Below are 14142 nucleotides of genomic sequence, written 5' to 3'. Positions count from 1 at the left end.
GTGAAATATGGATGACTTTTTTCAGTATGCCTTTTTGCAAAGGGCATTGCTTATGGCCTTGCTTGGCGGTTCTGTTTGCGGGGCAATGGGCGTCTTTGTGGTGTTGTGGCGCATGAGTCTGGTGGGAATGTGCGTTTCGCACGCCGCCTTTGCCGGGGCACTGCTTGCTTTGTGGCTTGGCGCTCCACCGCTGGCCGGAGGGCTTGCGGCCAGCCTTGGGGCAGCCTCTGCGGTGGGGCCGCTTGCCGAAAAGCCCGGTTTCAGCCTTGATACTGCCATGGGTGTTGTTTTTTCGGTGGTCATGAGCCTGGCCATGCTGGCATTGGGCCTCATGCCCGGCGCACGGACAGAAGGCCTGCGCCTCATATGGGGGAGCCTGCTCACGGTCACCCTCTTTGACCTGCAACTCATGGCCGCAACGGCCTTGCTTCTGTTTGGATTTGTCTTTCTGTTTTTCAAAGAAATCGAGGCAATCATGGGGCAAAGGCACGCTGCGATGGCTGCGGGAATCCCCGTCAAGGGCATCCACTATGCCTGCCTCATTTTGATGGGACTGGTGGTAGCTTTTGCCCTCAAGGCAATCGGCGGCTTATTGATATATGCGCTCATTGTTACACCAGCAGCCACGGCACTGCAGATCACCTATCGCCTGAGCCGCATGTTTCTGCTGGCCGCCCTGTTCGGCGCGATGGCTTCCGTTGCGGGCCTGTGGCTTTCATTCCACTGGGCTGTGCCGCCGGGGGCCGTTATTGTGCTGGTGTCTTCCGCCTTACTGGTTGCAGCCATGGTCTTTTCGCCCAAGAAGGCATGCCGGATCGAACACGCATCCCCTGTGGAACAGAGCAATCAGGGCTGATCATTATGGCCCTTTAAGCACAAAAAGCATGGGAATACGCACCACACAGGGAATGGCCTTGCCCTCACGCTGGGCAGGCTTGAACGATGAAGACTGCACACAGGCCAGCGCCGCATCGGCAAAATCTTCATGATCAGCCAGTAACACGCGGGCGCGGAGCAGCTTGCCATGCGTATCAAGATAGGCTTCCACAACCGCCTTTCCTTCAAGATTACGGCGCTGGGCAGCGCGGGGGTACCGCAATGGAGCCTGCCGTAAAAATCGCGGCCCGCCCTGAGCATTCCAAGGCATAACCTGCGGATGGGGGGAACCATCCCCCTGCACAGCGCCCGTGGCCTGCTCCATAGAACCAGAGCCGCTGCTGGCAGAGCCTTGACCGCCATCACCACCAGACTGAGCTGGCAGGCCGGTTTGGGCAGACTGCCCAGTGGCGGTGGTTACTTGCTGGGGAGTTGGTTCGACCGATTGCTCCTGCCTGCGTTGCGGGGGCTGCGCCTTGTGATTGCCAAAGGGCCTTTCTGCCTGTTTCGGTTTAACGGAATGCTTTTTTACAGGAACAGCCTCAGCCACCTTTTGCTCGGCTTTTGCTGCTGTTTCTGTCATTGGCTGCATAACTGGAACATTCTCAGCCATGCCGTCCGCAGCCTGTGCCTGCTGCCCCACCTCTCCTGCCAATGAACTCCCCACACCTGCCAGACTGACCATCACTGCCCCGCCTGATTGAACCGGAAGATACCGGGGCAAGGCATAGGCTCCTGCCAGCAGGCATGTCGCAAGAACAACATGCAGAATGACGGAAAAACCCATCCCGCGTGCAAACAGACGTTTGCTGCGTCGAGGCGGCGGACAATCAAGGGGCAACAAGGGACCCTCCAGAACAGTGCAGGTCAGGAATATATGAAACCAGACTGCAATTATGGCCCAAATTGTGAACACGAACTTCTAAATCATAACACGAAGAGTAGTAGTACAAAAAAAATAAATATGCCACTACCACGCCTTGCGCCATCCCTCCCGATCCAAACCAGCTCGGGCTATTCGAAAATTGTAATTTTTTATACTTAAAAACAAGTGTGTTAAATGTTTTAAAAACTAATTACTAGCTATAAACACTATATCTTACTTATTATTGCGTTACTATCTACTATTACCAACTGACTAAACAACTGCTAAATAACTATCTATAACCATCACAAATATAAAACTATATTCAAATTACATTAAAATATTTAATACAAACAGTAACTTGATTGATATTCTCTCAACAACGTTATTGTCTTTTGCTTTAATTATGCTACTACAAACGTTAAATACTTTGGCAAAATTGCAACACATTTATTATATGCAATTATTAGCTTGCTATATAGATGCCATAAAAATGCAACCGTAAAACAAGAAAATGAAATAAGACAAACGTGTTACGGAGGAAGCCACCATGCTTGCCGATCTCAAGATTGCCCGCAAACTCAGTCTTCTGCTCGTATTGCCCATGGCGACTTTTCTCTTTGTTGTTTCAGCAGAGAATATTCAGCGCTGGAAGACGATTGACCACCTTAAAGCCATAGAGCGCTCGCTGGTTGTCAGCCTTTCTGCTGGTGAACTTATCCACGAGCTGCAAAAGGAGCGCGGTTACACGGCTGGGTTCCTGGGCAGCAAGGGTAAAAGATTTGCTTCCGAGCTGACGGAACAGACAGACAAGTCAAATTCCGCCTACAAAAACTTTACTGCCGTGCTTGCTGGTGCGGATAGTCAGGAAAATGGTTCCCTTGCCAGAATATTTGCTGCATCCAATCAAAAGTTTACAGACCTTTCAGCAACCAGAACCGCCGCAAAAGATGCCCGCATTGACGCCCTCCAGGCCATTGCGGCGTACAACACCAGCATCAATGAACTGATCTCTGCGATTTCTGAACTGAACGCCCTCGCAGATCTTGCCTTTACATCAATCATTCAGCTTTTGCACGGCAAGGAGATTGCCGGACAGGAGCGTGCCACGCTCAACGCCGCCTTCTCTGCCGGAACCTTCAGCAAGCAGCTTTATCGCGACTGGCTCTACAGGGTCAGCTCACAAAACACCTACCTGCACTCGTTTGAGGAACTGGGCGGCAAGCCAGCGCAAAACCTGCTGCGAGGCAAAATGCAATCCGTTGACGACGAGGTGACGAAATTTCGCGATACTGCGTACGCCAACCTTGAAAAATCCAGCCTGGAGGCTGATCCGCAGCAATGGTTTGCCGCCGCCACACGCCGCATAGACAAGCTGATGGAAGTGGAAAAAAACTGGGGCGAACTGTTGCTGGAAAATGCCCGCGAAAAAATTCGTTCCGCACAACAAGAGCTCGTTGTTGATATTTCAGTGGCACTTCTGGTGGCTTTTTTCACCATTCTGCTGGGCTGGAGAATTTGCATCACTATCGGCAGGCCGGTACGCAGCACCCTGCGCTATGCCCAAGGCATCACGCAAGGGGATTTTGATTCGGTTCTGACAGTCAAACAAAATGACGAGATCGGCGGCCTTGCCGATGTGCTGCGCGAAATGGTCGCCCGCCTGAAAGAACAGATTCAAGTAGCCCAAAAGCAGCATGCCCTTGCTGATGAACGCGGTAAACTGGCGGAACAGTGCAGAATAACTGCCGAGCATGCTGAGAAGGAAGCAAATACAAGAGCCAGCACCCTTGCAACGGCTGTAGACAAGATTCATGGCGTTGTGGAATCGCTCAATTGCGCGCTCAACAACCTTGAGGAACAGGTGCGCATTTCTACACAAGGCGCAAGCAGCCAGTCCAACAGGCTTGATACCACAACCAGCGCCATGCAGGAAATGAGTACTACCGTCATTGAAGTTGCAAAAAATGCTGCGGATGCCGCCCAAACGGCAGAGAATTCACACACCAAGGCAAGCGAAGGCTCCACAGTTGTTGCAAATGTTATTTGGTTCTTCCGGGTTTTCCGTGGGTAACCCCTGTCAGGAACTGGCCGGGTAGAGGTTTAGACCGCCACAGAAGAAGTAGATGGCTGTCTTGAAATGCTCCCGGTTCCTATAACCGCAAGCCTTCCTCTTGATGGCCATGATCTTGCTGTTGAGGCCCTCGGCCACGCCGTTGGTGATCCTGTGGCGGCAGAAGGTCAGGATGTTCTCAAGATGTCTCTGAATCAGTCCGCCCACTTTGCGCATTGGGGCAAGATCTGACCTGTTCACCCAGACCAGCCATCGCTTCACAAAACGTCTGGCCCATCCCGTGCTCAGGTACTTCCAGACGTCGTTCAGGCTTTCCTTCATGGCCCAGGCCTTGGCCACCTTGAGGTTCGCTGTCTTCAAGGCCTCCAGGGCTGGCCGGTGTTTGTCCGGCAGATTCTCCTCCCGGTATAGCCAGAGGAATTTCGTGCCCTTGAGTCGATGGTCATCCTGACTTGTGAGTTCGCGGTGCTCTTGCTTGCGTACCCGGTCCACAGCCTCGCCTACGTGTTTCATGACGTGGAACCGATCGTGAACGATTTTCCCCGCCGCGTCCGGCACATGTTTGAGCGTAGCTTTAAAATAGGGCTCCCACATGTCCATGGCCACGGCCTTGATCCGCTCCAACTGCGCCTTGGTGAACTGAAGGTAGTACCCCTCAAGGCTTTCGGCCTTACGCTCGTCGGCCACATACTCCACCGTGCTGCCGATCAGATCACAAACCACGGTCACATAGTCGTGCCCCTTGCGGAATGCCTTCTCGTCAACGCCAAGATACCGCGAGGGATTCGATTGCTTGCGCTCCCGGCCCCGGCGCACCGCCCTTTCCATGACACCCCATGCTTCGTCCCAGGTGATGCGCAGGATGCGCCGCGCTCCTGTTACGGTGGCGCACTCGGTCAGCACGTCGATGATCAATCGCTCCATCAATATGGTGAAACGTGCCTTGGACTCGGCCCAAGGCACGTTGACCTGAAGGACGCCATGCTCGGGGCAGTCCACTCGGGGAATCCGAGCATGCAGGAACGTCTTGAACTGGCACGTGTCCAGATGGCGCCAGACACGAGGCTCGGCATGGTCGCGGCAAGCCAGCTCTCGACCACAAGTAGGGCAAAACCAGCGAACACCAGGACCATGCTCCACGCGGATGTCTACCCGACCTTCCGCCGTGTCCAGTTCAACAGCCTCAACAAACCAGGGCTCGGTCAGCCCGAGAATCCGAAAATATAGGTCCGTATCCTTCATTGGTGCCCTCCGGGAAGGACATTAGCAGATCAGCTACCCACGGAAAACCCGGAAGAGCCTGTTATTTCTGCAATCGCTCAGGTGCAAGAGCAGTCCAACAAGATGAAGGTAGATATGGGCCTGCTCGGTCAGCAGGCTGAGGGCATTGGGCAAGTGCTCGATGTCATCAGTGATATTGCCGACCAGACCAATCTGTTGGCGCTCAATGCTGCCATTGAGGCTGCGCGCGCAGGCGATGCAGGGCGAGGTTTTGCCGTGGTCGCCGATGAAGTGCGCAAGCTGGCTGAAAAAACCATGACAGCGACCAAGGAGGTGGGAGAAGCCATCCATGCGGTTCAGGGCGGAACACGCAAACATATCTCGCATGTGGAGCAGTCCGCTGCAACCATTGAACAGGTCACGGTTCTGGCCCGGCAGTCTGGCGAAGCATTACAGGCGCTCGTGCAGCTGGCAAACGCCTCCACCATTCAGGCCCAGTCCATCGCCACAGCTTCTGAAGAACAGTCCGCCTCCAGCGAAACCATTCACAGCAGCCTTGAAGATATCAATCAGCTTGCCCTTAACACCGCAAACGCCATGGATCAGGCGACCTCAGTTCTCAACGAGCTGCGCACGCAGACCGACATTCTGGTCGGCGTTATGGCGGATTTAAACAGTTCCGGCATCAAGAAATCTGTTTTGATGTAAGGAGGTCAGCTAGAGTACATCTAAAATCTTGTACTTACAACAGTATACAGGCGCAAGGAGTACTGATATTTATTAACTGTGTCGGGTATTATTCAACCACCCTGCAACCATGTTCTTCTCGAGGTACTTATGGCTCATCTCGAAACTACTGAACAAGCCTTGCGTAATCGTGGTGTCAGCCGTCGAGATTTCATGAAATTCTGTGCGCTCACAGCCGTTGCCATGGGCCTTGGCCCCGGAGCGGATCTGGCAATCGCACAGGCATTGTCAACCAAACCGCGTGTCCCCGTGCTCTGGATTAACGGTCTTTCCTGTTCTTGCTGCACTGAATCGTTTTTGCGCACAGCCCACCCGCTGGCGACAGACATTGTGCTCTCGATGATCACAATGGACTATCAGGACACCATCATGGCTGCCGCAGGCGATCAGGCCAATGAAGCCTATGAAGAGGCCATCAAAAAGTACAAGGGCCAGTATATTCTGGCGGTTGAAGGCAACGTCCCGCTCAACGGCCAGGGCATGTACTGCATTGACGGTGGCAAGCCTTTTTATGAAAAGCTCAAGGAAGGTGTGGAGCACGCCAAGGTTCTCGTGGCATGGGGAACCTGCGCCTCATGGGGTTGCGTGCAGGCGGCCCACCCCAACCCAACGGGCGCTACCCCGCTGCACAAGCTGTTTCCCAACAAGCCGCAGCTCAAGGTTCCCGGCTGCCCGGCCATCCCTGAGGTCATGAGTTCAATCCTGACCTACATCATCACATACGACCGCCTTCCCACCCTTGACTCGCAGGGCAGGCCGGAAATGTTTTACGGCAAACGCGTGCACGACCACTGCTACCGCAGGGCCCATTTTGACGCGGGCGAATATGTGGAGTCGTGGGACGATGCGGGCGCGCGCGCTGGCCTGTGCCTGTACAAGATGGGCTGCAAAGGCCCCACCACCTACAACGCCTGCCCTTCCACACGCTGGAACAACGGTGTCTCCTTTCCCATTCAGTCCGGGCATGGCTGCATAGGTTGCTCGGAACAGAACTTCTGGGATCAGGGCTCGTTTTATGACCGCATCACCACCATTCCGCATCTCGGCACCAACGCAACGGCTGAAACCGTGGGCGTGGCCGCTGTGGCGGGCGTGGCTGCGGGTGTTGCCGTGCACGGCGTTGCCAGTATGGTGCGCCACGCAGGTAGCAAGAACACCAAGAACTCCTCCGACACCGACTCCAACAACTGAGGAAATACCCCATGGCATACGAATACACTACTTCTCAGGGTTATGCCGTTAAGGACTCGGGCCGCCGCGTGGTTGTAGACCCCGTTACCCGCATTGAAGGGCACCTGCGTTGCGAGGTGAACCTTGACGACAGCAACGTCATCACCAATGCGGTTTCGTGCGGCACCATTTTCAGAGGTATTGAAATCATCCTCAAAGGCCGCGACCCGCGCGATGCCTGGGCCTTTGTTGAACGCATCTGCGGCGTCTGCACGGGTACGCATGCCCTTTCCTCCGTGCATGCGGTGGAAGACGCGCTTGGCATACAAATACCAGACAACGCCAATATTATCCGTAATATCATGCACCTGTGCCTCATGTACCATGACCATCTGGTGCATCTGTATCATCTTACCGGTCTCGACTGGGTGGACGTTGTGTCTGCCGCCAAGGCTGATCCCAAGGCAACATCGGAACTTTCGCACAAGCTCACCCCCTGGCCCAATTCTTCGCCGGGCTACTTCAAATCCATCAAGGATCGCCTCAACCGCGTGATTGAATCCGGCCAGCTGGGCATTTTCACCAACGGCTACTGGGGGCACCCTGCCTACAAGCTGCCGCCCGAAGCCAACCTGCTCGTGGTGGCCCACTATCTGGAAGCCCTGGATTTCCAGAAAGACATGGTTCAGATACATACCATCTTTGGCGGCAAAAATCCGCACCCCAACTGGCTTGTGGGCGGCGTACCCTGCTCGCTGAACCTCGATGCGCACGGCGCTTCCGACGTTATCAATCAGGAACGTCTGGAACTGGTGCTGCAACTTATTGAGCGCTGCCGTGATTTTGCTCAACAGGTTGTCATACCTGACACTCTTGCGCTGGCCGCCTTCTATAAAGACTGGCTGAACATAGGCGGCGGGCTTTCCAAGCTTTCCGTGCTTGCTTACGGCGCAATCCCCGACATTGCCAATGACTACTCTGAAAAAAGTCTGCTGCTGCCTCCTGGGGCCATCATCAACGGCAACTTCAACGAAGTACTGCCTGTTGACCTGCGCAATCCTGAAGAAATTCAGGAATGCGTGTCCCACTCCTGGTACAAGCCCTACCCCGGCGGCAAAACCGGTCTGCACCCCTTTGACGGCATGACCGAACCCAACTACGCCCCCGGCCCCAATATCAAGGGCACGCCCACCGACCTCAAGCAGGTGGACGAGCGCGACAGATATTCGTGGATCAAAACGCCGCTCTGGCGCGGGCACCAGATGGAAGTTGGGCCGCTGGCGCGCCTGCTGGTGGGCTATGCCAGGAAGGACACCGAAATCAAGGGCCTCATTGACGAATTCCTTGGTCAGGCCAAGGCTCCGGTTTCTGTGCTGCAATCCACCCTTGGTCGCATTGCAGCCCGCTCGCTTGAGCTGGCATGGTCTGCTGACAAGATGCGCTACTTCTACGACAAGCTTGTGGCCAACCTCAAAAACGGCAACCGCGCAACAGCCAACACCAAGCTGTGGAAGCCCGAAAGCTGGCCCACCGGCACCCTGCGCGGCATTGGCTTTACGGAAGCACCGCGCGGCGCTCTGGGGCACTGGGTCACCATCAAGGACAGGAAGATCGAGAACTACCAGTGCGTTGTTCCCACCACCTGGAATGGTGCGCCCCGCAGCCCCGATGGGCAACTCAGCGCCTACGAGGCCTCGCTCATGGGTACCAAGATGGCGGTTCCCAACCAGCCCCTTGAAATCCTGCGCACCCTGCACAGCTTTGACCCCTGCCTGGCCTGCTCCACGCACATCATTGGGCCGGACGGATCAGAACTCATATCGGTGCGGACAGACAACTGCTTCTAGCGTTCGGGCAATCCGAGACGCGGAATACAAGCCTTCCGCCGGGAGAACGTCATGAGCGAACAACATCTTCTGCCGCAACTGCCAATGGGCAAAAGCATATACGTTTATCAACTGCCCATACGCATCTGGCATTGGGTTATGGTTGCCTGTGTCATTGTGCTTATTGTCACTGGCTACATTATCGGCAAACCCTGGCTTTCCGTCACTGGCGAGCCGTACGAAACCTTTTACATGGGCTACACCCGCATGGCCCACTTTATTGCGGGCTTTGTACTGATTATTTCAACAGTGCTGCGCTACATATACGGCCTTGTGTGGGGCAACCGCTTTTCGCGCGAGCTTATCATCGTGCCGGTGTGGAGCAAGGACTGGTGGAACGACCTGTGGCAGGACGTGCGCTGGTATCTGTTCCTGAACAAGGAATGCGCCGCGCATGTGGGGCATAACCCGCTGGCGCAGCTGGGCATGGGCACGGGCATGATCTTCATGCTTGTCATCATGCTCACGGGCCTTGGCATGTACGCGCAGGACAGCCACGTGCCGTTCATCCACTTCTTCACCTTTGTGCAGGACTGGATAAACAACTGGTTTGGCGGCAACGGGCAGATGACCCGCAGCTTGCACCGACTGGGCATGCTGCTGCTCATTACCTTTGTGACCGTGCACATGTACATGGTCATACGCGAAGAAATCATGGGCAAGACCACCCTGGTTTCGTCCATGTTCAGCGGATTCCGCGAACGCCGCAAGCCATAACCTGAGGTAGCCTTAGAGTACGTGAGGCGGCCCATCCGGGCCGCCAAACAGATAACAAAACACGCCCGCGTGGCTTGGCCGCCAAGGGCGGCACTTCTGCCGCAAAGGTGTATGGAAATCTCATGGAACAGATCGTCATTCTTGGTCTTGGCAATATTCTGTACGGCGATGAAGGCTTTGGCGTACTTTTGGCGCAGCGGCTTTACGCCCATTGGGATTTTCCTGAAAACGTGGAAGTCGTGGACGGCGGCACCCAGGGGCAGACCCTGCTGACCTTTGTGGAAAGGGCTGACAAGCTGCTGGTGCTGGATGCGGTAGATTTTGGGCTGGATCCGGGCGAACTGGTGCTGCGCGACAATGTGCCGGCATACCTGACAGCGCAAAAGATCGGCCCGCACCAGAACAGCTTTTCGGAAGTGATGGGTCTTGCCGCCCTGCGCGGCACAGCCCCGGAGCACTGCGCCCTCATTGGCGTGCAACCGACGGCCATGACCCTGGCAGCCCCCCTGTCCACTCCGGTCAGCGAAAGTTTTGAAGCAGCGCAAAACATTGCGCTGGATGTGCTGCGGCAATGGGGCATTGACCCGCAGTTGCGGGCGCAGCCGCGCCATCTTTCCGCAGCTGTGCTCGACAGCCTTGTTCAGGGTTGCGTGTAGGGCGCACAAAACAGCAAGGCCGAGGGTATGGCAAACGCGTAACAAACGGCTTGTCTGACTGCCCGGCAAAACGTGCCCTGACAAATTTGTAACAACCTGTTCTATCAACCAGAAGACACGCGGGCTAATTAACGCAAGCCCGCGTGTCTTTTATTTTTTACCTGCAAGGGGTATGGTCTGCGCCATCACAAATGCGGAGGAAACATGGCTCGGATCAACATATACACGCAGCAGATCACGGTTGGACAGGATGATATTGACATGCAGCGCCGCGTCAGCAACCTGCGCTTTGTGGCATGGATGCAGGATGTGGCGGTTGCGCATTCTGCCGTTTGCGGTTGGCCCATGGAGCGGTACGAAAGCATCGGGCAAGGCTGGGTGGTGCGCCAGCACACCATCACCTACAAGCGCCCGGCCTTTCTGGGTGATGTGATTACAGCCGCTACATGGATTGCATCCTACGCTTCGCGCCGCAGCCTGCGCCGCTATGCTTTTTGGAACGCAAAGGAAAAAGCCCTGCTTGCCGAGGCAGAAACACAGTGGGTCTTCATTGATATGACCAGCGGAAAACCTGTCAGTGTGCCTGTCGAGCTACAGGAGTCTTTTCCCATAGTAGACGAAGATGCACCGGGTGTATTCCGGCGCTTGTGCGTGTAGCCTTAGTCCATATAAGCACAAAAGGCCGTGGAGTTAAACCCCACGGCCTTTTTGTTGAGTCGTAATCAGCTTACTTAAAGAGTTCCTTTTCCTGTACCTTGCGGTCAATGCGGTCTTCAACTTCCACGCCCTTGGGCGCGGTAAAGGTGAAGTCCGATTCTTTCAGCGAGGTGTCGGGCTTGAACTGCGTAAAGCGCACGTCATTGGAATTGCCGTAAAAGTCAATGATGCTCGCCCTGCGGATATAGCCGGTGGAAGGCTCAACCCACAAAAGGGCTTCAACCATCTGCGGGGCGGGTTCCTTGGGGTAAAGGTGCAGTTTGGCGAGGCCATTTTCCTGCCCGGCTTCCTTGACGTCAAAATCCTTGGTCAGTGCTGCCTGCCCGGTGATGACCTGAATAATGGTGCGTGAATCGCGCACAAGCTCCAGGGGGTAGCGGTAGGCAATTTCTTCATCAGCAAGATAATCCCAAATTTCCTTATGTGTGACCACAAGGGTTTCTTCATGGGGTTTATCTGTCTGCCAGCGGATAAGCAGGGGCTTCTGGAACAGCAGGTTGCCCTGCCGTTTCTCCACCGAGCCGCTTTCCTTGTGGGTCAGCGTTTGCTCAAACGTGGCGGAAAACGTGCGCAGCTTTTCATACCGCGCCTGGATGGTCGCCGCTATATCCGCAGCCTGCGCGGCTGAAGCCACAAGAAGAACAAGCCCGGCCGCCAGGGCCAGCATGCCATTTATGCGCATAACACCTCCACGGCATAAGCCGCCAGTTGTGCTGTTTGATTTATTTGACCACAGCGCGCGGCTTGCTGCCGTCTGCCGGGCCGATGATGCCATCGTGCTCAAGCTGTTCAACCAGGCGCGCTGCGCGGTTGAAACCAATCTTGAAGCGGCGCTGTACCAGAGATATGGATGCACGCCCCTGCTCACTCACAAAGGCCTGCACTTCGCCGTACAGGGGATCCTGCGCGGCATCGCCGCCTCCGCCGCTACCGCCGCCGCTCACGGAGTCCAGCCCCCACTGGGCAAAGTCCACTTTATAGGAGGGGCTGAGCTGCCGCTTCCAGTAGCCCACTACGCCCTGCACTTCTTCATCGCTGAGGAAGGGGCCGTGCAAACGCTGCAAACGCCCGCCGCTAGGTTTGAAGAGCATGTCGCCACGGCCAAGCAGATGTTCTGCGCCCACCTGATCAAGGATGGTGCGCGAATCGTGCTTGGACGTAACCTGAAAGGATATGCGGCACGGAAAGTTCGCCTTGATAAGCCCTGTCACCACGTCCACGCTGGGACGCTGAGTGGCAAGGATCATATGAATACCGGCGGCGCGGGCCAACTGCGCAAGGCGCACAATGCTGGTTTCCACCTCGCGGGCGGCGGTCATCATGAGGTCTGCCAGTTCGTCAATGACAACAACAAGATATGGCAGAGGCTCAAGGTCTGCAAAATCCGGCGGCAGATCATTTTTGCAGGCGGCCAGCTTCTGGTTGAACCCGGCCACGTTGCGCACACCAAGGCGCGCCATTGCTTCGTAACGGCGATCCATTTCGTGCACGGCCCAATCAAGGGCGTTTTTGGCCTCGTTCATTTCCGTGACCACAGGATGCACCAGATGTGGTTCATCCGCGTACACAGCCATTTCAATGCGCTTGGGATCAACCAGCAACAACTGCATGTCTTTGGGCTGGGTGCGGTACAGCAGGCTGATAAGAATGCCGTTGAGGCAGACGCTCTTGCCCGCGCCCGTAGCGCCAGCCACAAGCAGATGCGGCATACGCGTGAGGTCTGCCATGACAGGCTTGCCCGCAATGTCCTTGCCCAGAATCATGGTCAGGGGGCCACAACCCTTGCGGAAAGGCTCAGAAGCGGCAAGCTCCCTGAAATTGACGGTTTCGCGGTTGTCGTTGGGTATTTCAATACCCACCGTATCCGTACCGGGAATGGGCGCCTGAATACGCACGGCAACGGCCTTGAGGGCCAAGGCCAGGTCATCGCTGAGGTTGGCTATGCGGCTCACGCGGATGCCGGGGGCCGGGCGCACCTCATACATGGTGACCACAGGCCCGGGCGTGACATGCACAAGCTCGCTCTGGATGTCAAAATCCTTGAGGCAGGCAATAAGGGCCTTGCCTCGCGCCTCGCGGTCTTCCTTATTATTGTTGCCAGGCACTTTGACAGGCGGGGCCAACAGCTCAAGCCCCGGCAGCGGAATGGCGGCCTTACGGCCTGTCATGCCAGAAAGCAGCCCGGTCAGGCCACCCTGCTTTTTGGGGGCTTCAGCAACAGGGACGGCAGCACTTGCAGCCTTGCCGCCAGTGTTCGGGACAGAAGCGGCGGGTGAAGCAGCATGAGCCGCGTCATCCTGAGCCAAATCATGGGCCGCATCATTTACAAGATCATGGGCCGGGGCATTGCCCCCCTGCTCGTCAGCATAGGCCGCGCCAGCAGAAGCAGCAGGCGAAATGGGCATACCGTTGATGTCTACCGCCACGGCAAAAGGATCGTCAGCATCTACTTGTGCTGCCGGGCGTGGTGCCGCTGGCTCATTTGCCTGCAAACGGGCCGCCTTGGTTTTTTGTTCTTCAAAAACATCAGGCAGCGAGTCAGCCGTGGGTTGAATGTTGCCAAGGCGGTCGCGCCAGCGCTTCCAGAATTCCATGGACGGCAGGCGCAGATCAAGCAACGACCAACGCCGCTTGCCTTCTTCGCCTTCTGCGGGGCTTTCTGCAACAACAGGCCCGGTTGCGTTGCCCGCACGGGCGGCAAGCCGCGCCTGCGCCCAGTGCAGCACACGTGCCGCCACATTGAACCATGAGATATTGCCCGCAAGTTGCATACCCACAAGCGCAACAAATATCCACACCAGGGCAGAACCGCCCGGGCTCAGATACCGGCTGGCGTTGAGGTGCAGGGCATTGCCCACCATACCTCCGCCCCACATGTCGCCAAGGGTGATATCTGAAGCGGAACCTATGACAAGCAGGCAGACGGTGAGCAAAAAGAAGCCAAGCCAGCGCGACCAGTGCAGGCTGTACGAAGGAGAAACGTAGGCCGCCCCCAACGCACCGAAAACCAGTGGGCAGAGATAGGCGGCCACGCCAAACACATCGTTAAGAAAACCTGCAGTGTACGCGCCGAAAAGGCCAGCCTTGTTCTTTACCTTGACAACACCGCTGACCACATGGTTAAGGCTGGGGTCGTTGGCGTCAAAACTGAGCAGGCTGAGCAAAAGCAACAGCGCCCAGAAGATAAGAAAAAGGCCAAGAAGCTCGCGGCTG

11 protein-coding genes and 1 pseudogene are annotated in these 14142 nt (G+C 56.0%); 8 read left to right on the top strand and 4 right to left on the bottom strand.

The window, feature by feature from the left end; all coding sequences use genetic code 11:
• Positions 1-7: 7 nt before the first annotated feature.
• Entirely contained in the window at positions 8-856 is an 849-nt protein-coding gene (locus tag ACUZ79_RS09400; protein WP_449251407.1) for a metal ABC transporter permease, read from the top strand.
• Positions 857-859: 3 nt separating this feature from the next.
• Here ACUZ79_RS09400 and ACUZ79_RS09395 read toward each other — a convergent pair whose 3' ends face one another.
• On the bottom strand, positions 860-1663 hold the full coding sequence (locus ACUZ79_RS09395; protein WP_449251406.1) for an energy transducer TonB: 804 nt from the start codon (positions 1661-1663) through the stop codon (positions 860-862).
• A gap of 628 nt (positions 1664-2291) precedes the next feature.
• Between ACUZ79_RS09395 and ACUZ79_RS09390 the strand changes: the two genes are divergently transcribed.
• Positions 2292-3815: a nitrate- and nitrite sensing domain-containing protein gene (locus tag ACUZ79_RS09390; RefSeq protein ID WP_449251405.1), complete on the top strand. Its 1524-nt coding sequence runs from the start codon at positions 2292-2294 to the stop codon at positions 3813-3815.
• A gap of 6 nt (positions 3816-3821) precedes the next feature.
• Here the strand turns inward: ACUZ79_RS09390 and ACUZ79_RS09385 are convergent, their stop codons facing one another.
• Positions 3822-5057: an ISL3 family transposase gene (locus tag ACUZ79_RS09385; RefSeq protein ID WP_096152604.1), complete on the bottom strand. Its 1236-nt coding sequence runs from the start codon at positions 5055-5057 to the stop codon at positions 3822-3824.
• A 144-nt stretch (positions 5058-5201) separates the two neighbouring features.
• Between ACUZ79_RS09385 and ACUZ79_RS09380 the strand changes: the two are divergent.
• The 6 genes and pseudogenes from ACUZ79_RS09380 to ACUZ79_RS09355 all read left to right on the top strand — a co-directional run.
• Positions 5202-5744, top strand: a pseudogene (locus tag ACUZ79_RS09380) (methyl-accepting chemotaxis protein); the annotation flags it as partial.
• A gap of 129 nt (positions 5745-5873) precedes the next feature.
• The gene (locus ACUZ79_RS09375) at positions 5874-6974 is read left to right on the top strand and encodes a hydrogenase small subunit (RefSeq protein WP_449251404.1); all 1101 of its coding nucleotides are present in this window, start codon (positions 5874-5876) and stop codon (positions 6972-6974) included.
• Between the two features lie 11 nt (positions 6975-6985).
• Entirely contained in the window at positions 6986-8800 is a 1815-nt protein-coding gene (locus ACUZ79_RS09370) for a nickel-dependent hydrogenase large subunit (RefSeq protein WP_449251403.1), read from the top strand.
• Between the two features lie 51 nt (positions 8801-8851).
• A complete protein-coding gene (gene cybH / locus ACUZ79_RS09365; protein ID WP_449251402.1) occupies positions 8852-9556 on the top strand; it encodes a Ni/Fe-hydrogenase, b-type cytochrome subunit in 705 nt (234 codons plus the stop codon).
• A 122-nt stretch (positions 9557-9678) separates the two neighbouring features.
• Positions 9679-10212 (top strand): HyaD/HybD family hydrogenase maturation endopeptidase, encoded by a 534-nt coding sequence (gene hybD, locus ACUZ79_RS09360; protein WP_449251401.1) that lies wholly within the window; start codon positions 9679-9681, stop codon positions 10210-10212.
• Positions 10213-10416: 204 nt separating this feature from the next.
• Positions 10417-10869, top strand: a complete 453-nt coding sequence (locus tag ACUZ79_RS09355) for an acyl-CoA thioesterase (RefSeq protein WP_240824397.1) — start codon at positions 10417-10419, stop codon at positions 10867-10869.
• A gap of 70 nt (positions 10870-10939) precedes the next feature.
• Here the strand turns inward: ACUZ79_RS09355 and lolA are convergent, their stop codons facing one another.
• Together lolA and ACUZ79_RS09345 are read right to left on the bottom strand one after the other, a co-directional pair.
• Positions 10940-11611 (bottom strand): outer membrane lipoprotein chaperone LolA, encoded by a 672-nt coding sequence (gene lolA / locus ACUZ79_RS09350; protein WP_192111850.1) that lies wholly within the window; start codon positions 11609-11611, stop codon positions 10940-10942.
• A 40-nt stretch (positions 11612-11651) separates the two neighbouring features.
• On the bottom strand, positions 11652-14099 hold the full coding sequence (locus ACUZ79_RS09345; protein WP_449251400.1) for a DNA translocase FtsK: 2448 nt from the start codon (positions 14097-14099) through the stop codon (positions 11652-11654).
• Between the last annotated feature and the right edge of the window lie 43 nt (positions 14100-14142).

Source organism: Desulfovibrio faecalis (genome assembly GCF_053570625.1).
The sequence above is the reverse complement of the archived record's forward strand: the minus strand, read 5'-3'. Positions and strand labels throughout refer to the sequence as shown.